Here is a 24,500-nt window from a genome sequence, read left to right on the forward strand (position 1 = left end):
TTTTTAATTTGCTAATTTTGAAAAACATACTATATTTGTTATCGGAATTGCTTTGGAGTAATTTATCACTAAAATATTTTTGTAATTCTCGCGTTATCATTAATATATACACTATTTAAAGGTGAACAGACATAAGCTCAACATAATATTGGTATTATTTTTTGCAGGATTTTTAGTTCTTACTTCAAATGCACAAATGCGACCTCATTCTCAGCGTTGGTCTAAACTTTACCATACACCGGAAGCTTATCGCGATTGGATGTTCAACTTGTCAGGAGGTACTGCTCTTTATTATGGCGGTTTAAGTAATTACGATTTAGATCCTTTAAAGAAAATTCCTAATGAAAGTAATTTATCATATAGTGCTTCGGTAGGTAAATGGGTGAGACCTTATTTGGCAATGCGTATTAATTTTCAAAAAGGGAAGTTACATAGCCTAAAAAGCAGTTACGATATGAACTCCGAATATAATGAGTATACCGCTCAGCTAATGATCAACGTTACCGACTTTTTTAATTATCCGGCGGGCTATCAACGTAAGTTTTATTCTTACGTTTTTCTTGGTTATGGGCTAATTGATTTTCGTAGTTCTGTTTACAATACAAGTACAGGAGACTTAATAAAAGAATGGGGAGCTGATAAAATGATTACCGAATGGGTAGTTCCTGCCGGTATTGGCGTTGCATATAACTTTAATCAGAATTTTACTTTTGCTTTTGATGCAACCTACCATTATGTTAATACCGATAAGCTTGATGCTTACTCCAACGACTCAAAAGATTTTATGTTGTATTTAGCACTAAACGTTACCTACAATTTCAACCTTAAACAAATTAACGGCTATATAGTACGACCAAAAAGCAGACGCAGCTTAAAATGGGCTAAATTTTAGTCGCTTAAAAATTCCTCTACATACTTAAAAAACTGCTCAGGAGCTTCGGCATGTACCCAATGTGTTGCCTTTTCAATTGTTTTAATATTCGCTTGCGGAAAAGCATTTATTAAAGGCGGCAAATCTGAGTCTAAAACATAATCCGACGCTCCTCCTCTAACGACAAGAGTAGGTTTGTCTAATGGGTGTTCCGGCTCAATACCATCAAACATCTCATCTAAATTATTAGCAATACAATCTAAACACATGCGCCAAGCAAATTCTTTTTCTTCTTTACGATAAAGATTCTTCATAACAAACTGACGTATACGAGGTGATTCTATATCGTTAGCTAAGATTACCTCAACATCTTGTCGCCTTTCAATTTTAGAAAAATCGACTTTTTTCATCGCATTAATTACTTTTAAATGATAATCGCGAGGAGGATATTGACGTAAGCTGATATCTACAACTATTAATTTGGAAAGATAGTCGGGATTCTCTAATGCAAAACGCATAGCTACTTTCCCGCCCATAGAATGGCCAAGAATAATAGCGTCTTCCAATTCATGCTCATCAATAAATTCAAATAAATCGTCTACCAAAGCCAAATAATTAAAATTTGGGCTATGAGGTGATTGGCCGTGATTTCTCTGATCTAAAATAAAAACCTGATAGCCAAGTTCTGCAATTTTTTTTGCGAAACTTACCCAGTTATCAGAAATACCGAAAAGACCATGTAAAATAATAAATGGTTTTCCCTCACCGTAAGTTCTATAAAAAAGCTGCATCGTTTATTTCCTCAAGCAATTCAAATACATCTGAACGGTATTTTCCAATCCCAAATATAAAGCTTCACAAATTAGAGCATGCCCAATAGACACTTCGAGTAAACCGGGAATATTATCCGCAAAATATTTCAGATTTTCCAAATTTAAATCGTGACCCGCATTCAATCCCAAACCTACTTCATTGGCAACAATTGCAGCCTCAACAAATGGTTTTATTGCTTTCTCTTTATTAGCAGTATAATTAGCAGCATAGGCTTCGGTATAAAGCTCTACTCTGTCAGCTCCCGTTTTAACGGCATTTCGAATCATTTCCGCATCCGTTTCGATAAAAATGCTTGTACGAATACCTGCAGCTTTGAATCGACCAATAACCTCAGTTAAGAAAGCTTGATGCGTAATGGTATCCCAACCTGCATTAGAAGTTAGAACTTCCGGCGGATCAGGAACCAAAGTCACTTGGGCAGGAACAACTTCTAAAACCAAATCGATAAAGGCCTTATTGGGATAACCTTCAATATTAAATTCCGTAGCGATAGCTGGTTTTAATTCACGCACATCGCTATACCTGATATGCCGCTCATCCGGTCTGGGATGTACCGTAATTCCCTGTGCTCCAAAACGTTCTATATCTAAGGCAGATTGTAAAACATTGGGCATATTCCCACCTCGCGCATTACGTAAAGTGGCAATTTTATTAATATTTACACTTAATTTAGTCATAATATTTTGAATTTAATCGTCAGAAAAGTCTTTTAATAATTTCCGATAGGCAGAATACACATTTGCACGCGAAACAAAGCCAAGATATTTATCATTCTGAATAACCGGCATGGTATAATTACCCGTTTTATTAAATTTATTGGCAACTTCTTCCATTGATTCATCGGGACTAACCGTTGCCAAAGGCTGGAACATAAACTCCGATATTTTCACTTCATCATAAAGCTCTGACTTAAACATAACATTACGAATTACATCTAATGTTATTAAGCCATAAAAGTGATTTTTATCATCAACAACAGGAAAAATATTCCGTTTAGCTTTTGATACCAAATTCACCATATCGCCAAGAGTTGCATCAGGATCAATGGATCTAAAATCTTTTTCAATCAATTTATCTACCCGCATTAATTGCATTACTGATTTATCTTTATGATGGGTCATCAACTCACCACGTTTAGCCAGCTGATAAGTATAAACAGAATTTGGAATAAAAAGGCGAGCTGTGATATATGCCAATGTTGAAGTAACCATTAGAGGAACAAATAGCTGATATCCCGTTGTAATTTCGGCAATAAGAAAAATAGCCGTAAGAGGGGCATGAAGTACTCCGGAGATTACGCCAGCCATACCTACTAAAGCAAAGTTGGATTCAGAAAGACGAGTAAAAGAGGTGAGGTTGATTATTTTCGCGAAAAATATTCCAGATAGAGTTCCTAAAAATAGAGCCGGAGCAAAAACACCTCCAATTCCGCCAGCACCAAATGTAACAGAAGTCGCCACTACTTTTAAAAGTATTACAGCTACCATAACGCCAAGAAAAACCCATATTTGATTCTGATAATTTTCAAATAAACTATTTTCAAACATTAAAGATAAATCGCCATGTAAAGAGGCGTTAATAAATTCATAACCCTCACCATATAAGTTAGGGAATAAGAATATTAAAACACCTAAAATACTTCCTCCAATAAATAATCGCTTATACCATTTTTTTACTCTCGAAAAAAGCTCACTTATCTTTATGTAAACTTTGGTAAAATATACAGAGATAAAACCTGCAAAAACACCTAAGAGCGCATACCATAACAAATCAGAAATAGCAAACGGATCAATGGCTTGAATGGCATATACAGCTCCTCTTCCCATAAATAAATAAGAGGTAACTACAGCAGAAACAGAAGCTAATAATAAAGGAATTAATGCCATCATGGTAAGGTCAATCATAATTACTTCCATAGCAAATACAATTGCCGCAATGGGAGCTTTAAAAATGGCAGCCAAAGCAGCAGCACTTGCAATTGCTATTAAATGCGTGATTTGACGATAATTTAGCTTCACCACCTGACCTACACCACTTCCGATGGTAGCACCGGTAAGTACAATCGGACCCTCTAAACCAACAGAACCTCCGAAGCCAACAGTAAATATTGAAGTTATTATATTGGATATAACATTATGCTGAGGGATCATTCCTCCCTCTTTAGCAATAGCGTAAAGTACCGCTGGAATACCATGTCCGATATGACGCTTAATCACAAAATTGATAAACAAAACCGCCAAACTAATACCAATTATGGGGTAAATAAGATGAAAATATTCGTGATAAGGAAACCCATCTAATTTTTCTAAAAGCGATTGCACTAAATCTACTCCACGCTTAATAATTATTACCGAGATCCCAACTAAAACACCAGTTATTATACTTATGTAGTTAAGAAATTGCTTTCCTGCTAACTTTTTAAACCTGCGAATTTGAAATCTAAGAATTGTTTTATTACTCATTAATAAGTATATATATCTGATATTCAATAAATAAAAGCAAATTTACTTTTCATCAATTCAGTTTGCAAAATTAGTAAAAGATTGCATTGTAAAACCCTTACTACTACTTTTTATAATAAAATAAATTTTGGTAATTTTTTAAGTTGAATTTTTTTAGAACTAAAATTCAAAGACTATTAATCTTCAGAAAAATCTTTTAATAATTTCCGATAAGCTGAATACACATTAGCACGAGAAACAAAGCCAAGATACTTACCGTTTTTAATAACCGGCATAGTATAATTACCCGTTTTATTAAATTTATTGGCAACCTCTTCCATTGATTCGTCGGGGCTAACTGTTGCCAAAGGTTGAAACATAAACTCTGATATTTTCACCTCATCGTAAAGCTCTGGCTTAAACATAATATTACGAATAACATCGAGTGTAACGATACCATAAAAATGATTTGTATCATCAATAACGGGGAAAATATTCCGTTTAGCTTTAGATACCAAATTCACCATATCGCCTAAGGTCGCATCAGGTCCAATAGCTGCAAAATCTTTTTCTATTAACTTGTCAACACGCATCATCTGCAGTACCACTTTATCTTTATGGTGTGTCATTAATTCCCCTCTTCTTGCAAGCTGATAAGTATATACAGAATTGGGAACAAATATTTTAGTCGTTGCATAAGCAAGAGCCGAAGTAATCATTAATGGAACAAACAATTGATATCCGGTAGTGATTTCGGCAATTAAGAATATAGCGGTAAGCGGTGCTTGTAAAACCCCCGAAATTATACCTGCCATTCCTACTAAAGCAAAATTAGATTCCGACACCTGAGCTAAAGATGAAACATTTATTGCTTTTGCAAATAATAAGCCTGAATAAGTCCCTAAAAATAGTGAAGGAGCAAAAACCCCTCCAATTCCTCCCGCTCCAAAAGTAACCGAAGTAGCTATAGCTTTCATTAATATAATAACAAGCATTAGTCCTAATATAACCCAAATATTATCTTGAAAATCAACAAATAAACTATTGTCGAACATCAAAGAATAGTTTCCGTGTAAAGCACTATTTATAAATTCATATCCCTCACCATATAAAGCAGGGAATAAAAAAACCAAAAAACCTAAAATGCTACCGCCAATAAGTAAACGTTTATACCAGCTTTTGATATCAGAAAAAAGCTGAGCGATTTTAATATATACTTTGGTGAAATAAATAGATACAAAACCCGCAAATACGCCTAAAAGCGCATACCAAATTAAATCGGAATATGAAAAAGGATCTATTGATTGAATGGCGTATATCGCTCCACGCCCCATAAAAGCATAGGAAGTAAGAACAGCTGTTACCGAAGCCAACAACAAAGGAACAAGAGCAACCATAGTCAAATCAATCATAATCACTTCCATAGCAAAAACGATAGCTGCAATTGGAGCTTTAAAAATAGCTGCCAAAGCAGCAGCACTTGCAATTGCTAACAACTGAGTAATTTGTCTGTAATTCAACCTGAATATCTGGCCCAAACTACTTCCAAAAGCAGCCCCTGTAGCAACTGTAGGACCTTCCAGACCAACAGAACCACCAAAACCAACAGTTAAAATAGAACTTACAATACTTGAAAAAGTATTATGCTTTGGAATTATCCCATTCTGTTTAGAAATAGCATAAAGCACCGATGGAACGCCATGCCCAACATGTCTTTTTATAATAAATTTAATGAAAATAACGGCTAAACCTATTCCTATTAAAGGATATAAAATATGAAGGTAGGATTGGTATTGAAAATCTTTAGCAAACCGCAAAAGAGCTTGTAGTTGATGCACTCCTGTTTTAATTAAGGATGCAACTAAACCGGCTATAATACCAATAACTATACTAATAATGTAAATAAACTGTTTCCCCGCAAGTTTTTTTACACGAATAATCCCTATTCGTTGCAATAATTTGATATTCATTATATGCTTTTCATTCTTTTTTCAATCTACAAAAAATTGCATTCTATTTTTTAAAAAACAGCTCGCTAAAGTAACAAAAGATTAATAAACAGCACACTAATATTTGCTTTTTATGTCAAATTGAATTTTGTTACTTTAGCAAAAAAAATGAAAATGAAGATAGTAACATATAATGTAAACGGCATACGCGCCGCCATGAAAAAGGGCTTTATTGATTGGTTGAAAAATGAAAATCCGGATATCGTTTGTATTCAAGAAACCAAAGCTCAAGTTGATCAAATACCAATCTTTGATTTTACGGAAGCCGGATATTATACTTATTCTTTTTCTGCTCAGAAAAAAGGATATAGTGGTGTTGCTATTCTTTGCAAACAAGAGCCCGATCATGTGGAATATGGTATGGGAATTGAAAAATACGACTCTGAGGGTCGCTTTATTCGGGCTGATTTTGGTAATATCTCTGTCATCAGCGTTTATCATCCTTCCGGATCAAGTGGAGATTTACGTCAAGCATTTAAGATGCAATGGTTGGATGATTTCGCCAACTATATTCAGGAACTTAGAAAATCAAGACCAAAATTGGTTGTTTCAGGCGATTATAATATTTGTCACGAAGCCATAGATATTCACGATCCCATAAGAAACAAAAACAGCTCCGGTTTCTTACCGGAAGAGCGTGAATGGATGACAAATTTTCTCAACTTGGGGTTTATTGATTCTTTCCGTCGTTTAAATAAAGAACCGCATAATTATACGTGGTGGTCTTATCGTGCAAATGCACGTAATAACAATAAAGGATGGCGTATTGATTATAATATGCTCACCGAAAATTTAAGCGAAAACTTAAAAGATTCGGGTATTTTGCCCGAGGCAAAACAATCAGATCATTGCCCTACTTGGGTGGAAATTGATATTTAAGCAAAAAACCATTCCTAAATTAACACCAAAACCGTCTTTTTTTATCACCTTTTCTGCGATAATCCACGTTATTTGCAGAAAAAAATACATCTTGATAAAAATGCTCCCGCAGATTTCGCTGATAGACGCTGATAAGAAATTCTAATAGTATCTGGCATTATTGCCAAGGCTAAACAATCGGATCATTGTCCTAATGGGTTGAACTAAAAATCAATACTGACTAAAAATAATTTGTTTTCAGAAGAAACCCCCTTCTATTAAAATCGGGGTTTTTCTCCTTCTGTCTTTTTTAAATACTCCCGATATGCTAATCGCGTTTTTGCTTTTTGCATTTCACGCTCTAAAACAAGATCTGCTAATCCTGAAGTAAGCTCATCACCCATTTGAGTATCTATAATAGTATTGAATTTCTGCTCGTGAATATCGAGACGATAAAAAATATTAACTAAAGTATGGAAATCTGTTTCTATATACCAAGTAATAACATTTTGCAAATACAACTTCAGGTCGTTTTCTGTCAGATCATTATGCAATTTCAGAGCTGTTTCCTCTTCCTGCCCAAAATCCTTATTCAACAAAAAAGCAGTCTCGTTAATTAATTCCATAATTTTTTAAGTATTAACAAATACAAAGTTGAAAAATCACAGTAATTATTTTAGTTAATCTCTACGATTACTTCTACGAGGATTGGATCCGTTCTTCTTAAATTTATTATCTCTTCCTGAATTATACTGACGTTCACTACTCCTAGATTTACTTTTCGTTAATTCTACTTTTAACTCAACGCCTTGGAAATCCTGATTATTAAAATGTTCTAGAATTTCATTTGATTTTGCTTTATCAACTTCAAAGAAAGAAAACTTCTTCAAGATTTCAATATCACCAATTTCAACAGAACTTAATTTAGGATTCTGATTGATAATCCCCATTAAGCGACCAGGATTTAGTTTGTCTTTACTTCCAACATTAACGTGAAAGCGAGCCATATCCATTTTTCTCTTGCGACTATCTTTTTGATAACCATCCGAAGTTCTTCCATCGCGATTGGATCTTCTATCTCCACGGTCTCTATCCCCACGGTCACGATCTCTGCCTCGGCGATCACGATCTCTTCCATCTCTACTTCTGCGTCCGTCATCTCTATCGTTACCTTTAATATTCAAATCGGGTGCGTTTTTATAATATTTTAAGAAAGAGTTAAATTCGTAAGAAACAAAATGCTGAATCAGCTCTTCACGACTTAAATTCTCTAATTTATTATAAATAGCAGGTAAAAATTGTCCTATTTGTTCGGTGTTTACATCAATTTTTTCAACTTTCTCTATTAAGTTAAACAAACGAACATTACAAATTTCTGCACCACCGGGCACTTGTCTACGTTCAAATTCTTTACCTATTTTACGCTCCATATCGCGTAGTTTTCCTCTTTCGCGAGAATGGATTAGGGAAATAGAAATACCTTTTTCACCGGCACGTCCTGTTCTTCCGCTACGATGAATATAAACTTCGTTATCATCAGGAAGGTTATAATTAATAACATGAGTAAGCTTATCCACATCTAATCCGCGAGCAGCCACATCAGTAGCAACAAGTATCTGTAAGTTCTTCTTACGGAAACGCCCCATCACTTTATCGCGTTGATCCTGTGATAGATCTCCATGCAATGCGTCGGCATTATAACCATCAGCCATTAATTTATCGGCTATATCTTTTGTTTCCATACGAGTACGACAAAATACTATACCGTATATATCCGAATGAATATCAGCCAAACGTTTTAATGCTGCATATTTATCTCTTGCCGCAACTTGATAATAAATATGCTCTACATTTTTCGCGCCGCTATTCTTAGTTCCAATAGTTATTTCGTGATAATCACCCATATAGTTTTTAGCTATACTGAGAATACCTCTTGGCATAGTTGCAGAAAAAAGCATTGTTTGTTTTTGCTCGGGAGTATTGGATAAAATCTCATCCAATTCGTCTTTAAAACCCATACTCAACATTTCATCAGCTTCGTCTAAAACAAGCCACTTAATACGATCGACTTTAAGTCTTTTGCGTTTAATTAAATCTAACATTCTACCCGGTGTTCCAACTACTATTTGACCACCACGTTTTAATGCATTTATTTGGACTTCAATACTTGCTCCACCGTAAACGGGAATTACTTTTAACTTTGGCATAAAAGCCGAAAAAGTTTCTAAATCCTTTGCTATTTGCAAAGCTAATTCGCGTGTGGGAGACAGTATTAGTGCTTGTATATCTTTTGATTCACTATCGATTTGCTCTAAAATAGGCAAACCAAATGCTGCTGTTTTTCCGGTACCCGTTTGGGCATTAGCAACCAAATCTTTATTTTCGTTTAGTAAAAAAGGTATTGCTTTTTCTTGTACTGGTGTAGGCTCAACAAAACCCATTTTATCTAAGGCTTGTTGAATGTTGGGTTTTAACCCTAATTGTTCGAATTTCATTATTGTTATTTAAATTAAAAGAATGAGTATCAAATCAATTATCCCATTCAAAAAAGTGTGCAAAAGTATGCTTTATTTTGCAATAAATGCTTAAAAATAAATAATTTATAGAAAATATCTCTCATCCAAGATAAGGATATAATCATAAACACCAACTCTCAACAGCCTAACAACTTAAATTCAGTTGAGAAAGCCGTTAGTAATCTTTATGCTGAATTCATCTTAACAAGCAAATTATTCTTAACTTTGCGCCACCAAAAAAATTTAATATATTCTATCATGCAAAAGTCGATTATAATTCTGGCCGGAGGTGGTCCTGCACCCGGTATAAATACGGTAATAGCCACAGTAGCAAAAGTTTTTATTAAAGATGGATTTCGTATAATTGGCTTAAATGGTGGATACAAAGCGCTATTTGAAGAAAATCCAAATATCACTGAAATTGATTTTAAATTAGCAGATCGCATCCATAAAGAAGGAGGTTCTGCAATTCAAATGAGCCGACATAAACCAAAGGATAGCGAATTTAACACTAAAATATTTATCGATAATAACGTTAAATTATTAGTTACTATCGGAGGTGATGATACTGCCAGTACGGCTAATAGAATCGCAAAATTCTTAGCTAAGAATAATGTTCGTATTAAGAATATTCACGTTCCAAAAACAATTGATAACGATTTACCTTTACCTGAGGGAAACCCTACATTTGGTTATCATTCTGCAAAAAGCGAGGGCGTTCGTATGGCTACTACTATTTACGAAGATGCTCGTACAAGTGGCAACTGGTTTATTGTAAGCGCAATGGGAAGAGAAGCCGGACACCTTGCGTTCGGAATAGGAGCTGCTTGTCATTATCCACTTATTATTATCCCCGAGATGTTTAACAAAACCAAAGTTTCGTTAGATAAAATAATTCGCTTGATTATTTCATCTATTCTAAAACGAAAAGTTTTAGGAATCAATTACGGTGTTGTTATTGTAAGCGAAGGTGTTTTTCATTCTATGGGAGATGAAGAAATTGAAAGCTCCGGCATTGTATTTACTTACGATGAGCACGGACATCCTGAATTAGGCAATTTAAGTAAAGCCCACATATTTAATGTATTACTTCAACAGAAGTTAAAAAAGCTCAATATTCCTGTAAAAAGTCGTCCGGTAGAAATAGGTTATGAAATCAGATGCGTTCCTCCTGTTGCCTTTGATTTAGTTTATTGTGCATTATTGGGGATGGGAGTAAAAAAACTATTCGATCAGGGTATAAGCGGTGCTATGGTAACCTCTGACCAAAGAGGTGATATTTTACCCCTTTACCTGAAAGATGTAGAAGACGAGAATGGAAAAATTAAACCACGGTTGGTAAACATTGAATCCGAACGCTTTAAAATGGTTTATGAAGATAACCAACAGTATATTGTAGAATCGGACTATGGCACAGTAAAGCAAATAGTTGAAAATCCCGAAGATTATGATTTTCATAAAATCCTTAACTGGGTTGAGAATAAATAAGACAAGATTTTTAGCTTTAAATCTATTTTTTATTCTCGCAAAAAAAACCTTAGCTTTGCCGCTGCTAAGTAACGGCTATTGAGAACCTTTTGCGTCAGAAATAATGTGGAAATATATCATTAGGGGAATTTTAAGGTATCGCATAACCAATCTAATTATTATAGGATTGATTACTGTGTTCTTTGCTTTTCAGGCGCGTTCTTTAAAGCTCTCTTATGAGTTTGCTCAAATGCTCCCCGACAATCACCCAACCTTACAAGCCTATAAAAAGTTTAAAAAAGAATTTGGTCAAGATGGGGCCGTTATGTTTGTTGGTGCCGTTAATCATGATGTTTTCAAATTAAATAATTTCAATTCTCTTTACGACTTATCTGCTGAACTGAAAGAAATCAAAGGTGTAGAGGGCGTTGTTTCTGTTGCGCAAATTTATACTCTCGAGAAAAACACTAAAGAAAAGAAATTTGAATTTAAAACTGTTGTCAGCAAACGTCCTGAAACTCAACAAGAATTAGATTCATTAAAAAACGTTATTTACTCTCTGCCTTTTTATGACGGTCTACTTTATAATCGCGAGTCGGATGTTTTCCTACTTATGATTACTCTTGATAAGGAAATCTTAAACTCCAAAGATCGAGGGCCGCTTATTTATAAAATTAAAGAAAAAATTGATAGAAACGCACTAGAACAAGGCGTTGAAGTACATTTTTCCGGCTTACCATATATCCGAACAATTACAAGCGATCTAATAAAAAAAGAACTTAATCAGTTTATTTTTTATGCTCTTTTTGTGGCAGCATTTATCTTGCTCATCTTTTTCCGCTCATTTAAGATGGTTTTTTATCCTGTCCTTACAGTAGCTATTAGTGTTATATGGGCACTTGGAACTACTGCTTTGCTTGGGTTTAAAATAACTATTTTAACAGGAATTATACCGCCATTATTAATTATTATCGGTATTGAAAACAGTATATTTTTACTAAATAAATATATAGCCGAATACAGTGTTCACCAAAATAAGATTAAAGCACTAACAAGAATGGTCAGTCGTATTGGAAGTGCTAACTTTTTGACTAATGCCACTACTGCTGCAGGCTTTGCTGCTTTTATTATAACTGGCAATAAGCTATTGGTTGAATTTGGAATTGTTGCTGCATTAAATATATTTGGAATTTATCTGTTGACACTCATTATTATACCCATTCTTTTTTCTTTCAAGGGAAATCCTAAACCCCGTTTGCTTGCAAATGTTGAAAGCGGTATAGTTTCTCGACTTGTTGATAAAATATTAATCGTTGTTTCTAAGCATCGTAATTGGGTTTATGCGCTTAGTATTTTCCTTGTTATTATAGGTTTTATAGGGATTAGTCAATTAAAAACAACAGGGAATATTGTAGACGATATCCCAAAAGACGATGTTCTTTATCAAGACCTGCTATTTTTTGAAAAACATTTTAAAGGGGTTATGCCTTTTGAAATTACTATAGACACAAAAAAACCACGTGGCATATTGCAGTTAAGTACCATTAAAAAAATTGATCGTTTACAAAATGAGCTTATAAAATATCCTGAGCTTTCTCGCCCATTATCTTTAACCGAAGTGGTAAAATTCTCTAAGCAAGCATTTTATAATGGAGATAAAACAAAATATACCTTACCCAACAACCAAGAAAAGAATTTCATTTTAGCTTATATGCCTAAAATTGATTCGGGTAACCAAAATACACTAAACAGCTTTGTAGATAATAATCTTCAAACAACCAGGATTACAGTTCAGATGGCCAATATTGGAACCAATGAAATTGAAGAATTAAAAAAGGACTTAAGAGTTAAAATCGACAAGATATTTAACCCCAAAAAATTCAATGTTGAAATGACAGGAACAAGCGTTGTGTTTTTAGAGGGGACTAAATATCTTGTTAAGAACCTTTTACAAAGCTTACTTTTAGCATTAGTTGCTATTTCTCTTTTGATGGCATTACTATTTACATCTGCAAGAATGATTATATTATCGCTTATCCCGAATCTCTTACCGCAACTTCTTACGGCTGCAATGATGGGCTATTTTGGTATTCCCATAAAACCTTCTACAATATTAATTTTCAGTATTGCCTTGGGTATTTCTGTTGATAATGCTATCCATTTCTTATCCAGATACCGACTGCATTTAAAACAAAATAATTGGCAAATAGAAGTCTCCGTTTTAAATGCACTAAAAGAAACGGGTTATAGTATGATTTACTCATCTATTGTGCTCTTTTTTGGGTTTTATATTTTCACCCTTTCTACTTTTGGAGGAACTCAAGCTATGGGATACTTAATTTCGTTCACCTTACTTATTGCATTAATATCTAACCTTTTCTTGTTGCCATCTATCCTACTTACACTTGATAAGTTTATGACGACAAGAGCATTTAAAGCTTCTGTTTTAGAAGCTGCCGAAACAGATACAAACAACTAAGTTAAACTCCAAAATATTATTTTCCTTAATTTCTTTTAGATAAATTTTATATCTTAGAGGCATATTAATAATAAAGAACTCATTTATAATGAAAGGAATTATATTAGCCGGCGGCTCCGGTACGCGCTTACATCCTTTAACTATTGCCATAAGCAAACAATTGATGCCTATTTATAATAAACCTATGATTTATTATCCATTATCGGTTTTAATGATGGCAGGAATAAACGAAATCTTAATCATATCAACGCCTCATGATTTACCTCATTTTAAAAAATTATTTGGAACAGGCGAAGACTTAGGACTTAAGTTTAGTTATAAAGAACAAGTTATACCTAATGGTTTAGCTCAAGCTTTTGTTTTAGGTGAAGAATTTATTGGTAAGGATAAAGTGGCTCTTATTTTAGGTGATAATATTTTTTATATGAGAGGTTTAACAACTCTATTAAAAAGCGTAAGTAATCCTGACGGAGGAGTTGTATTTGCTTACCAAGTAACAGATCCGCATCGCTATGGTGTTGTTGAATTTGATGATAGTATGACAGCAATTTCTATTGAAGAGAAGCCGGAAAAACCAAAATCAAATTATGCTGTCCCCGGATTATATTTTTATGATAATTCTGTTGTTGAAATTGCCAAAAACATTAAACCAAGTGCTCGTGGCGAATATGAAATTACCGATGTAAACAGGTATTACTTAGAACAAAAAAAGTTAAAGGTTGCACTATTAGGTAGAGGAACAGCTTGGTTAGATACCGGCACATTTGAATCCTTAAACGAAGCCTCCCAATTTGTAGAAGTTATTGAAAAGCGACAAGGAATGATGATTAGCAATATAGAAGAAATTGCATATCGAATGGGATTTATTGATGCTGATCAGTTACGTAAATTAGCAGAACCTTTACGAAAAAGCGGCTATGGAGAATATTTATTGACTTTAATAAAATAAATCTCTTTATTTCTTACAATATCTACACCTTCTGTCTTTTTAATTATCCAAAGCTTTAACTACCTTTGTTGCGATTAACAAATTACTATGCAAACCTTCGAAGAATACCAAAGTTTAATTCAGTCTGTTATTGAAAAAGAAATTGGTCATCGTGAACCGGTTGAATTGTACGACCCTATTAATTACACCCTAACTATGGGCGGAAAACGCTTACGCCCTTTATTAACTCTATTAAGCTGCGATATCTTTGATGGAAATTTGCAGGATGCTCTTTATCCTGCACTTGGACTGGAAACTTTTCACAATTTTACCCTATTGCATGATGACATAATGGATCAGGCACCAATAAGACGCGGATTACCAACAGTATATAAAAAATGGGATGCTAATCATGCTATTCTTTCCGGCGATACAATGATGGTTATGGCATACGATTTTATTTTAAATTCACCCAAGGATTTACTTTTTGATATTTTTACCATATTCAATAAGGTTGGCAGAGAAGTTTGCGAAGGTCAGCAATACGATATGAATTTTGAAACTAACAACAACGTTAAACTTGATGAATATTTAAAAATGATTCACCTGAAAACGGCAGTCTTATTAGGTGGAAGTATGCAAGTTGGAGCTATCGTTGCCCGAACTACGAAAAAAAATTCTCAATTAATCTATAATTTTGGCGAAAGTGTGGGAATGGCTTTTCAGCTTCAAGATGATTTATTAGATGCTTTTGGTAATGAAGATGTATTTGGGAAAAAAAATGGTGGGGATATTAGAGCTAACAAAAAAACCTATTTATACCTTAAGGCAATGGAGTTAGGTTCTACGCAACAACAAAACGAGCTTAAAAAATTATTTGATATCCAAAATGGGCAAGATGATGATAAAGTAAAAAAGGTTTTAAATATTTTCAATGATTTGAATATAGAAGCCGAAACGCAAACTTTAATGGATCACTATTATGATAAAGCAATGAAAACGTTGGAAGAAATAAACTTAAACCAAGAAAAGAAAGCTATTTTAGTTAAGCTTGCCGAAAGTTTAATGAATCGTGATAATTAGGTTTTACGTTTTTCTTCAAGTTCTAAACTAACTTTTTCCCAATCATTTAATCGACTTTCTAAATTAGTCTTTAATTTTTGGTAACTCTCAAAAAAACTACTATCATTAATCAATTCTTTATATTTTTCAGGATCGGCTAATTGAGAATCCGAAATCTCTATCTCTACCTCCATTTTAGCAATTTCTTTTTCAACCCTTAGCAATTGATTTTCCAACTTACGTAACTCTTTATCATTAGCTTTTTTATTAATATAAGCCTGCTTATTTTCCGAAACTGTTTTTTCTTTTTGACTACTACTAATACCTCTACCCGATTTTTCTAACTGTTGAAAATTCTCGATTTTTCTCTTTTCCAGAAAATTATGAATATCGCCCAAATGCTCTTTTGTCTTGGCTTTTTTAAACTCAAAAACTTTATCTGTCAAGCCCTGTAAAAAATCACGGTCGTGCGACACTATTATCAGGCTACCGTTGTACTGCAATAAAGCATTTTTAAGAATTTCTTTCGACTGGATATCTAAATGATTTGTTGGCTCATCAAGCACCAAAAGGTTGTACGGTTCAAGCAACAATTTTGCTAATGCTAATCGCGATTTTTCACCACCGCTAAGCACACTTACCTTCTTATCTATAGTCTCTCCACTAAAAAGAAATGCACCCAAAATATCACGTACTTTTTTTCTTAAATCTCCGGTTGCTACATCGTCTATGGTATCAAAAACGGTTTTATGCATATCGAGATAATCGGTTTGATTTTGTGCATAATATCCCAACTTTACATTATAACCTATTTTAAACATCCCCTCATATTCCAGCTCTCCTACAATAATTTTAGCTAAAGTAGATTTACCCATTCCATTTTTCCCGACAAAAGCAACCTTCTCTCCTTTAAGCAAAACAAAATCTAATTGATTTAATACTAAGTTAGTGCCAAAACGCTTATTTAACTTTTGTGTTTCTACAATTATTTTTCCGGCTGGTGGAGCATCTTGAAAACTGAACTTAATACTTGAACGATCAATAGTATCGACTTCAATACGTTTTATTTTCTCGAGCATTTTAACTCTCGATTGTACTTGTTTTGCCTTAGTTGCCTGATATCTAAAACGCTCTATAAATTGCTCAATTTCCTGTATCTGCCGTTGCTGGTTTATATATGCTGACTTTTCTCCAATCAATCGCTCTTCGCGCTCTTTAACATATTTACTATATGGCATTTTATAATCATAAATACGCCTTTTGCTAATCTCTATTGTCCTTTTAGTAACAGAGTCTAAGAAAACCCTATCGTGAGCAACCAACATTACGGCTCCCTTATAATTCTTTAGAAAATTTTCCAACCACTCTATAGATTCAATATCAAGATGATTTACCGGTTCATCAAGCAAAAGCAGATCGGGCTGTTGTAAAAGGATTTTGGCAATTTCTATCCGCATACGCCATCCTCCGCTAAATTCGGCAAGTGAACGTGAAAAATCATCAGACGTAAAGCCGAGTCCCAGTAGTACTTTTTCTAAATCGGCATCACGATTTTGACCTCCTAACAACTGATATCTTTCTGTAGAAATGCTTAACTCATTTGCTAAATTCAAATATTGTTCGCTTTCGTAATCTGTCCGGCTAATTAAATCTTTATTGAGTTGTTCTATTTTTTTTTCAAGATCGTTAATCTGACTAAAGGCTTTTTGAGTCTCCTCATAAATACTTAATGTACTGTTATTCTTTAGCTCCTGCGGTAAGTATCCTACTGTTTTCCCGTCGGGAATTACAATCTCTCCTCCATCAAAATCTAATTCTTTTGCCAATAGCTTTAGCAATGTAGATTTTCCTGTACCATTTGCTCCAACTAATCCAATTTTATCATTTTGATTAATAAGAAAAGACACCTGATCGAAAAGCAGGTGACCGGAAAAAAGCATGCTTATATTTTGGACTGAAAACATTTATTTATTTGTAAAAAAACCCATCGGATTACATATTCTCCCGACAGGTTAAATTATATTTTTAATACTCTTTTATTCCTCTAAAATTTTAGCTGTAAAATCACGACCATAAGCCTTACATTTTTCCAATTCTATTTCATTGGGAGTAAATTTAAAAAACATCCCAACGGTAAAGAAATCGAGTTTTAAGTTACGTAAATTATTTTCTATCAGCTTAGAACCCTCACCACTCCAACCGTAAGAGCCAAAAGCTCCTGCAAGTTTACCCTTATCGCGCAAGGGATTTATAATTGCAAAAAGCTTATAAATGGGCAATAAGATATTTTGGTTAATTGTTGGCGAACCCACAATAATACCACTTGCTTTTTCCATTTGTATATCAAGTTCACCAATAGCCGTTTTTTCAATATCAAGAAGAACAGCATCTACTTCGCCCGACTCCCGAATACCTTCGGCTATAGCTTCAGCAATTAATCCTGTTTTATGATAAGCAGAAACGTAAGGAATAAAAATATATTTCCGTTCGGGTTGTGCTAAAAATTCTTTTGAATAATCTTCTGAAAGCTGAACATATTTGCGCCAGTTTTTACGTAAGAGAGGGCCGTGTCCGGGAAGAATTGCATTTATTCTCAAAGGCTTTATTTTTTCAATAGCCTTGAGCATAAATTTACTAAATGGTTTTAGAATTACATCAAAATAATATTTAAATGCATCATCAAAATTACCAACTTCGTCATCCCACATATTATCATCGGCATAATGAGAACCAAAAGAATCGCAAGTAAAAAGCAAACGATCTTCTACTAAGTAGGTATATATAGAATCGGGCCAATGCAAATTAGCAGCACCTATAAAACGTAGTGTTTTATTCCCTAAATCAAGGGTATTTCCGTCTTTAACAATTTGATATGGGAAATCGGCTCCCATTAAATCTTTTAAATAACGAATAGCATTACCGGATCCGACAACAGTTGCTTTTGGTGCCAAGTTTAATAAATTACGCAAATTACCCGAATGATCGGGTTCGGTATGATTAACGATAATATATTCTATCTCAGCAGGATCGACAACACTTTTAACTTTCTCAATATAAGTATCCCAAAACCGCTCTTTACTGGTATCTATTATAGTTTTTTTCTCAGCATTAATAAAAAACGAGTTATATGTTGTTCCGTGTTCGGTTTCCATAACCACATCGAAAGTAACAATCTCTCTATCTAAAACCCCTATCCAATGTACATCGGGAGTTATTTGAATATTTTTTTGTTCAGCCATTTTAATCTGATTATATGTTTTATTTATATAAAGCGTCTAAAAATCTAAAACAATTTGTCCATCATCATCTAAATTCTCATTTTTGTTCTTTTGTTTCTTCTCAGGAGTAGTCTTAGTTTCTGTAGGTTTATCAACAATAATATGTTTTTCGTCTACTTCTATTTCGAATTCAATATTATTTTCAGAATCAACAGTATCGGGATTATCTCCTTTTATATCTTGTTGTTGTTCAGTATTTTGATTTTCTTGCTCTGATTTAATAAAAGGATATTCGGAATCAATAGGATTTAGCCAAGTTGAATTTAGTAGTTTATCTGTTGTTATTCTTTTTCCTTTGGCTTTATAGCTTTTTACGCCTATAAATTCGTCCACATCAATTCTTAATTTCAGATTTCCTTTTCCTTTAGATGATTTTATAAGAACCTTAACCAATGGTTTATAATCGAGGCTGTAATCTATCAATTTAGCTTTTGCCGAATCTCCAATAAAATTAATTTTCTTTTCTGTTATTTCCGGAATAAATCTTTTAAGATATGGGGTTTTAGAATTTGCTTCAATATATATTGCGCTTACAATTTTATGCGGCTGGAATTTTTCTATCAGCAGCATATCTTCTTCAAAATGATTAGTTAAATCAAAATTATAAAGTTTATATTCTCCCGATTTCATAATTGTAAAAATCTTTTCCTCACCGGAGAAAGCGCCTAAATATCGTCCACGTTCGTCAGTATTCAAGCGTTTTACACTATCGTCAAACCAAATATCTATGGCTCCTAAAGTTGAAACCCCGTCTTCTTTTTTAACAATCTTAGCTATAGGTTTTTTACTTAAAATATTTCCTTTTGCTCCTCTGCCTTTTATTGCAAGTTCGCTAAAATCAAAATCAAAAGTTGTTTTTTTAAGCTTTGGATTGGGTCGTAAATTTATTTTTAAAAGCTCGGCTTCACCATTTGGATTAGCTGTAAAGTATAAAATTTTAGAGCCTTTTGTTTGACTAATAAAATCATATTCTTTATCTCTTGTAATGGAGGTTACAGCAAAACGCTTCACAAAGCTATTTCCTCTTAACCCATCTCTATAAACTACATTATAAACGGTTCTGTCGTCGCCTTTTTTAAATACATCAACATGCAATATTTTCTTTCCTACAAAGACTTTTCCGTTTACTTTGGAAACCACAAATTTACCATCTTCTCTAAAAACTATAATATCATCGATATCGGAACACATACCAACGTATTCGTCTTTTTTCAGAGAAATACCTACAAAGCCATCTTCACGATTTACATACAGCTTTTGACTTGCCACCGCAACCGTAGCGGCATTAATATTTTCAAAACTGCGAATTTCTGTTTTTCTACCTCTGCCTTTTCCAAAACGCGTTTTTAAATCCTTAAAATAATCAATTGCAAAATCTATTAAATGATCTAAATTGAAATCAACTTTTTTAAGCTCTTCATTTAAATCTTTTATCTGCTCATCGGCTTTAAATGAGTTATACTTAGAAATTCGCTTAATTTTTATTTCTGTCAAGCGAATAATATCATCGCGAGTAACTTTACGGATAAATTTTTTAGTATAAGGCTTTAATCCTTTATCAATAGTTTCTATTACTTCTTCAAATGATTCACAAACCTCAATATCGCGATAAATGCGATTTTCTATAAATATTTTTTCGAGTGAAAGATTATGCAGATGCTCTAATAATTCGTTCTTTTTTATTAGGAGTTCTTTCTTGAGTAATTCTACCGTAAGATTAGTTGACCTTTCTAATATCTCATCAACACCTAAAAAAGCAGGTTTATCATTATCGATAACGCAGGAATTAGGAGAAATTGAAACCTCGCAATCGGTAAAAGCATAGAGTGCATCTATAGTTTGATCGGGAGAAACGCCCGGCGAAAGATGTAAAATAATTTCTACTTCGTTAGCTGTATTATCATCAATTCTCTTAATTTTTATTTTGCCTTTGTCGTTTGCACTGATAATAGTATCAATAACGGTATTTGTTGTTTTTGAAAAAGGTATTTCAGTAATGACAAGGGTTTTATTGTCGAGCTGATTTATTTTTGCTCTGATACGTATTCTACCGCCTCTTAAACCTTTATTATACTTGCTTACATCTACATATCCACCAGTCTGAAAATCAGGATAAATCTCAAATGATTTCCCTTGTAATATCCGAATAGAAGCGTCTATTAATTCAATAAAATTATGTGGTAATATTTTAGATGCCAATCCAACAGCAATGCCTTCAACCCCTTGCTGGAGCAATAATGGAAACTTAACAGGTAAATCGTTAGGCTCTTTATTTCTTCCATCGTACGAAAGCTTCCATTCGGTAGTTTTAGGATTAAAAAGAGTATGTAATGCAAATTTTGTAAGTCGAGCTTCAATATATCTGGGAGCAGCTGCACGGTCACCGGTATGGATATTTCCCCAGTTTCCCTGCATATCAATTAGTAAATCTTTTTGACCGATATTTACTAAAGCATCACCAATGGAAGCATCACCGTGAGGGTGATATTTCATTGTATTTCCAATGATATTGGCCACTTTATTGTACCGACCATCATCTAACTCTCGCATAGAATGCAAAATCCTCCTGTGAACCGGTTTTAATCCGTCTACAACACTAGGAACAGCACGTTCCAAAATAACATAGGAAGCATAATCCAAAAACCAATCCTCATACATACCCGAAATATGTGTAGCTGATTGCATTTTACCTTGTGATTGCTCATCATGTTGATGTTCTTCGGTATTCACATTCTCATCAAAATCTTCTATTCTGTCTTTTTTTTCATCCATTCAAAAAATCGTCTTCTTATCCCAGTAAATTGGTTTGCAAAAGTACAACATCCCTAAGACATAGCTTCTTGAAATTAACATAAAAACTCATAAGGCTCACTTAAAAATTGAGTTATCTAATTTAAAAGATACATTTCAAGATTATATCTGCGATGTTTGATGGTCAAATTTACAAGTAATCAACCATTTGTCAATACTATGAACAAAAAAGATTTAAACAAAAAAAGCCCTCAGAAGAGAGCTTTTAAATGTTTTTCAGCTAAACTATTTCTGTATTACAATACTTTGTCCAAACAGCTGATTATTTTTTTGAATCTGTAGCACATAAACACCATCGGCAAGATATTCTAAATTAATTGTATTTGTCTGAGCGGTTAAACTGTTTTTATACACTAATTTACCACTTAAACTTCTAATTTCCACTTCAATTTCTTCACCGTTATAATCTTTAAAATCGATTCTAAACTGCCCTGTTGAAGGGTTAGGATAGATAGATTCTATAACTTTAGACAATGACTCTGCTCTTGTTTGAATACCACTATCATATACTTTTGTTTCCCATAATCCACGACCATAAGTTGCTGCTTTTAATTTGCTTTCACTTGGAGTTACCGCATCATAATATATCTCTAATTCGCTTACTACAACATTTGGGAGCCCTGTACTGAAAAACACCCAAGGATTGTTACCCAGCTTAAGATACACGCCAATATCTGTTCCGGCGTAAAGCTCAACTTCTGACGTATTTAATTTATTTTGTACAATAGTATTGCAAGGAACATCGGGAAGTCCATCTGAAATATTTGACCAATCTTGACCTGCATTAGTACTTTCCCAAACGCCATAACCATCATAACCACTCATAGTAACCCAAACGGTATTTGCGTCATCATCCTTTACAGCAATATAAGTAATCTTAGCATCACTAACAGGAAGAGTTCCGGTAATATCAATCCAACCATTATCGATATTATCTGTATGATATATGGTATAATAAGTAGCAGCATAAATAGTATTTGTATCAGCCGGAGATATTGCTAAGGACTGCAAAGGAGATTCTTGAAAATCACTTATCTGAACAAAATTATCACCTCTATCTTCCGTCTTCCAAATTTCATTATAACCAACATATAAACTTTTTGGATTAACCGGATTCAAAATATAAGGAGTTATCCACGCCCCATCAGCTCCACCTGGAATATTATCTGAAATATCAGTTTCAGATCCCGACCAATTAGCCATAGTTCTAGAAATTTGACCGTTTACACCAGATCCATACTGTATGTCTTCATCGGTATAATCTATTATACATTCTGCTCCATCACCTCCTTTTACGGTATACCAATCATCATAATACGAAAGCTTTGTTCCGTTATCCTGCAGTCCGGTAATACCCTGATTAACATCCGTTTGAGAAGTACTTAATCTGTAGATTTGAGAATTAACAATACCATTAGTTAAATCAGTCCATTCTGTGAAATTACTTGTTTTGTATATACCCCCATCATTTCCCTCGAACAAATTTCTTGTTCCTGTCTGAAATCCCAAATAATGCTTATCAGCGTGAACCTCAGGTGATTCAAATCCGCCATACCAATGATTCATCATCTCCCAAGTTAATCCACCATCAATTGATATCCACGTATTTATACCACCAATAAAAAGAAAATTTGCTGAAGTTGGAGATACAGCTATAGCTAAATCATACCATCCTTGACCACCGTCATCATCACCATTATCCCAACCAAGGATATTCAAACCTCCTTCAGCAGCTGGATCATAAACCATATCAAATGATTCTCCGGCATTTTCCGATTTAAAAACGCCGTACAAACCATCATCATCATTTACCATAACAGCGTAAACATATAGTGGATTAGCCGGACTTACAGCCAGTTCCGTACGATTTCCTTGAGATTCATCTATAATTTGATTCCAATCATTACCACCATTCGTAGAAACGAATACGCCACCTTGTTTAGTAGAACCATATAACGTATTAAAATCGTCCGGTTTAAACTCCATATCTATAAACATTTCATCAGAAATCTTACTCCAATTCCCATTTACACCACTACCTTTATAAGTACCAAAATTTCCTGTTACAATAATGGTTTCATTATCAAAAGGATTTAACAGAGCTCGGTAAATCATTCCGTTTTGATTGGTCGTAAAATTGAAATTTATATTTTCCCAATTTGCACCTTCATCAGTGGATTTTAAAAGCCCTATACTTTTTGTGTCGAAAGCATCTCTATCGCCGGTAGCTAGATAAATAGTATGAGAAGTAAAATAATCTGATGGGATAATAATATCGCTAACACCAAGTGTTTGCATATCATCGTTTAAAACTTCCCAACTTTGACCACCATCAACTGTAACCCATAAACCACCAGAAGCTGTTCCTACCCAAAACATATCGGGATTAGTTGGATGATAAGCGATTACATTAATTCTACCTATTCCGAAGTAACCTCCCGAAGAAGAATTAGGTCCTTTACTTAGCCATAATTCACTGGTTTCATTAAAGGCAGCAGCGCGTTTTTCTTGTTTAAAAATAGTATTAATATCCTGTATAGGAAACTCTCCTGTTTCAGGATTTGTACGCGTTTCCCAGAAATACTCCCATCGCTTAAATTGTTTCCAACCCGGTGCTTTCTTCTGTTCACCATTATCGTCGATATAAAAACCTCCTTTTACATTATACGGTTCCCAATAAGAATAAAAAGCTTTCTGATAATCAAAAAAAGTATGTGAAGAAGATGCTTTTTCTTTAGGTAAATTATTTGTCCATTGTTGTGCATTTACAAATACAACAAACATAAAACTCAAAAAAACTAAACTGATTTTTTTCATGCGTTATAAAGTTAAGTACCACTAAATTTAAATTGCTGATATTATTGCGAGAATATCGTCACAAACCTACATAAAATAATCCTAATTACCACCATAAAAATAGAGCCCTTTATAAAAATATGACCTCTA

Annotated in this window: 16 protein-coding genes; 6 read left to right on the plus strand and 10 right to left on the minus strand. The window is 33.9% G+C overall.

The window, feature by feature from the left end:
- Positions 1 to 121 precede the first annotated feature (121 nt).
- Entirely contained in the window at positions 122 to 892 is a 771-nt protein-coding gene (locus tag J7K39_03045) for a hypothetical protein (protein ID MCD6178859.1), read from the plus strand.
- Here the strand turns inward: J7K39_03045 and J7K39_03050 are convergent.
- From J7K39_03050 to J7K39_03065, 4 genes are all read right to left on the minus strand, one after another.
- Positions 889 to 1,662 carry an alpha/beta fold hydrolase gene (locus J7K39_03050; protein MCD6178860.1) on the minus strand — a complete coding sequence of 258 codons (774 nt, stop codon included), beginning with the start codon at positions 1,660 to 1,662 and terminating at the stop codon, positions 889 to 891. The two genes, J7K39_03045 and J7K39_03050, sit on opposite strands and share 4 nt — an antisense overlap.
- A 3-nt stretch (positions 1,663 to 1,665) precedes the next feature.
- Positions 1,666 to 2,382 carry a pyridoxine 5'-phosphate synthase gene (locus J7K39_03055; GenBank protein ID MCD6178861.1) on the minus strand — a complete coding sequence of 239 codons (717 nt, stop codon included), beginning with the start codon at positions 2,380 to 2,382 and terminating at the stop codon, positions 1,666 to 1,668.
- Between the two features lie 12 nt (positions 2,383 to 2,394).
- Positions 2,395 to 4,167 carry a chloride channel protein gene (locus tag J7K39_03060; GenBank protein MCD6178862.1) on the minus strand — a complete coding sequence of 591 codons (1,773 nt, stop codon included), beginning with the start codon at positions 4,165 to 4,167 and terminating at the stop codon, positions 2,395 to 2,397.
- Between the two features lie 176 nt (positions 4,168 to 4,343).
- Positions 4,344 to 6,116 (minus strand): chloride channel protein, encoded by a 1,773-nt coding sequence (locus J7K39_03065; protein ID MCD6178863.1) that lies wholly within the window; start codon positions 6,114 to 6,116, stop codon positions 4,344 to 4,346.
- 153 nt (positions 6,117 to 6,269) lie between these two features.
- On the opposite strand from J7K39_03065, the gene xth reads away from it, so the two are divergent.
- Positions 6,270 to 7,034: an exodeoxyribonuclease III gene (xth, locus tag J7K39_03070; GenBank protein MCD6178864.1), complete on the plus strand. Its 765-nt coding sequence runs from the start codon at positions 6,270 to 6,272 to the stop codon at positions 7,032 to 7,034.
- 257 nt (positions 7,035 to 7,291) lie between these two features.
- Here xth and J7K39_03075 read toward each other — a convergent pair whose 3' ends face one another.
- Both J7K39_03075 and J7K39_03080 read right to left on the minus strand, forming a co-directional pair.
- Positions 7,292 to 7,639 carry a hypothetical protein gene (locus J7K39_03075; GenBank protein ID MCD6178865.1) on the minus strand — a complete coding sequence of 116 codons (348 nt, stop codon included), beginning with the start codon at positions 7,637 to 7,639 and terminating at the stop codon, positions 7,292 to 7,294.
- 54 nt (positions 7,640 to 7,693) lie between these two features.
- On the minus strand, positions 7,694 to 9,508 hold the full coding sequence (locus J7K39_03080) for a DEAD/DEAH box helicase (protein MCD6178866.1): 1,815 nt from the start codon (positions 9,506 to 9,508) through the stop codon (positions 7,694 to 7,696).
- A gap of 279 nt (positions 9,509 to 9,787) precedes the next feature.
- Here J7K39_03080 and J7K39_03085 point away from each other — a divergent pair, with 279 nt between their 5' ends.
- The 4 genes from J7K39_03085 to J7K39_03100 all read left to right on the plus strand — a co-directional run bounded on the left by J7K39_03085 (position 9,788) and on the right by J7K39_03100 (position 15,486).
- Positions 9,788 to 11,017, plus strand: a complete 1,230-nt coding sequence (locus tag J7K39_03085) for a 6-phosphofructokinase (protein MCD6178867.1) — start codon at positions 9,788 to 9,790, stop codon at positions 11,015 to 11,017.
- A gap of 103 nt (positions 11,018 to 11,120) precedes the next feature.
- The gene (locus J7K39_03090; protein ID MCD6178868.1) at positions 11,121 to 13,475 is read left to right on the plus strand and encodes an MMPL family transporter; all 2,355 of its coding nucleotides are present in this window, start codon (positions 11,121 to 11,123) and stop codon (positions 13,473 to 13,475) included.
- 88 nt (positions 13,476 to 13,563) lie between these two features.
- Positions 13,564 to 14,424: a glucose-1-phosphate thymidylyltransferase RfbA gene (gene rfbA / locus J7K39_03095; GenBank protein MCD6178869.1), complete on the plus strand. Its 861-nt coding sequence runs from the start codon at positions 13,564 to 13,566 to the stop codon at positions 14,422 to 14,424.
- Between the two features lie 87 nt (positions 14,425 to 14,511).
- On the plus strand, positions 14,512 to 15,486 hold the full coding sequence (locus J7K39_03100) for a polyprenyl synthetase family protein (GenBank protein ID MCD6178870.1): 975 nt from the start codon (positions 14,512 to 14,514) through the stop codon (positions 15,484 to 15,486).
- Here J7K39_03100 and J7K39_03105 read toward each other — a convergent pair.
- The 4 genes from J7K39_03105 to J7K39_03120 form a co-directional block, all read right to left on the minus strand.
- Entirely contained in the window at positions 15,483 to 17,429 is a 1,947-nt protein-coding gene (locus J7K39_03105) for an ABC-F family ATP-binding cassette domain-containing protein (protein MCD6178871.1), read from the minus strand. The two genes, J7K39_03100 and J7K39_03105, sit on opposite strands and share 4 nt — an antisense overlap.
- Positions 17,430 to 17,501: 72 nt before the next feature.
- Positions 17,502 to 18,704 (minus strand): FprA family A-type flavoprotein, encoded by a 1,203-nt coding sequence (locus J7K39_03110; GenBank protein MCD6178872.1) that lies wholly within the window; start codon positions 18,702 to 18,704, stop codon positions 17,502 to 17,504.
- A 36-nt stretch (positions 18,705 to 18,740) separates the two neighbouring features.
- Positions 18,741 to 21,515 (minus strand): DNA gyrase/topoisomerase IV subunit A, encoded by a 2,775-nt coding sequence (locus J7K39_03115; protein ID MCD6178873.1) that lies wholly within the window; start codon positions 21,513 to 21,515, stop codon positions 18,741 to 18,743.
- Positions 21,516 to 21,779: 264 nt separating this feature from the next.
- The gene (locus J7K39_03120) at positions 21,780 to 24,371 is read right to left on the minus strand and encodes a T9SS type A sorting domain-containing protein (protein ID MCD6178874.1); all 2,592 of its coding nucleotides are present in this window, start codon (positions 24,369 to 24,371) and stop codon (positions 21,780 to 21,782) included.
- Between the last annotated feature and the right edge of the window lie 129 nt (positions 24,372 to 24,500).

This window comes from Bacteroidales bacterium (genome assembly GCA_021157585.1).
GTDB lineage: Bacteria > Bacteroidota > Bacteroidia > Bacteroidales > UBA12170 > UBA12170.

Excerpts from the sequence above, each read along its gene's own strand:
- J7K39_03050 (MCD6178860.1), bottom strand. The coding sequence starts at position 1,662 with ATGCAGCTTTTTTATAGAACTTACGGTGAGGGAAAACCATTTATTATT.
- J7K39_03055 (MCD6178861.1), bottom strand. The coding sequence starts at position 2,382 with ATGACTAAATTAAGTGTAAATATTAATAAAATTGCCACTTTACGTAAT.
- J7K39_03060 (MCD6178862.1), bottom strand. The coding sequence starts at position 4,167 with ATGAGTAATAAAACAATTCTTAGATTTCAAATTCGCAGGTTTAAAAAG.
- J7K39_03065 (MCD6178863.1), bottom strand. The coding sequence starts at position 6,116 with ATGAATATCAAATTATTGCAACGAATAGGGATTATTCGTGTAAAAAAA.
- xth (MCD6178864.1), top strand. The coding sequence starts at position 6,270 with ATGAAGATAGTAACATATAATGTAAACGGCATACGCGCCGCCATGAAA.
- J7K39_03075 (MCD6178865.1), bottom strand. The coding sequence starts at position 7,639 with ATGGAATTAATTAACGAGACTGCTTTTTTGTTGAATAAGGATTTTGGG.
- J7K39_03080 (MCD6178866.1), bottom strand. The coding sequence starts at position 9,508 with ATGAAATTCGAACAATTAGGGTTAAAACCCAACATTCAACAAGCCTTA.
- J7K39_03085 (MCD6178867.1), top strand. The coding sequence starts at position 9,788 with ATGCAAAAGTCGATTATAATTCTGGCCGGAGGTGGTCCTGCACCCGGT.
- J7K39_03090 (MCD6178868.1), top strand. The coding sequence starts at position 11,121 with ATGTGGAAATATATCATTAGGGGAATTTTAAGGTATCGCATAACCAAT.
- rfbA (MCD6178869.1), top strand. The coding sequence starts at position 13,564 with ATGAAAGGAATTATATTAGCCGGCGGCTCCGGTACGCGCTTACATCCT.
- J7K39_03100 (MCD6178870.1), top strand. The coding sequence starts at position 14,512 with ATGCAAACCTTCGAAGAATACCAAAGTTTAATTCAGTCTGTTATTGAA.
- J7K39_03105 (MCD6178871.1), bottom strand. The coding sequence starts at position 17,429 with ATGTTTTCAGTCCAAAATATAAGCATGCTTTTTTCCGGTCACCTGCTT.
- J7K39_03110 (MCD6178872.1), bottom strand. The coding sequence starts at position 18,704 with ATGGCTGAACAAAAAAATATTCAAATAACTCCCGATGTACATTGGATA.
- J7K39_03115 (MCD6178873.1), bottom strand. The coding sequence starts at position 21,515 with ATGGATGAAAAAAAAGACAGAATAGAAGATTTTGATGAGAATGTGAAT.
- J7K39_03120 (MCD6178874.1), bottom strand. The coding sequence starts at position 24,371 with ATGAAAAAAATCAGTTTAGTTTTTTTGAGTTTTATGTTTGTTGTATTT.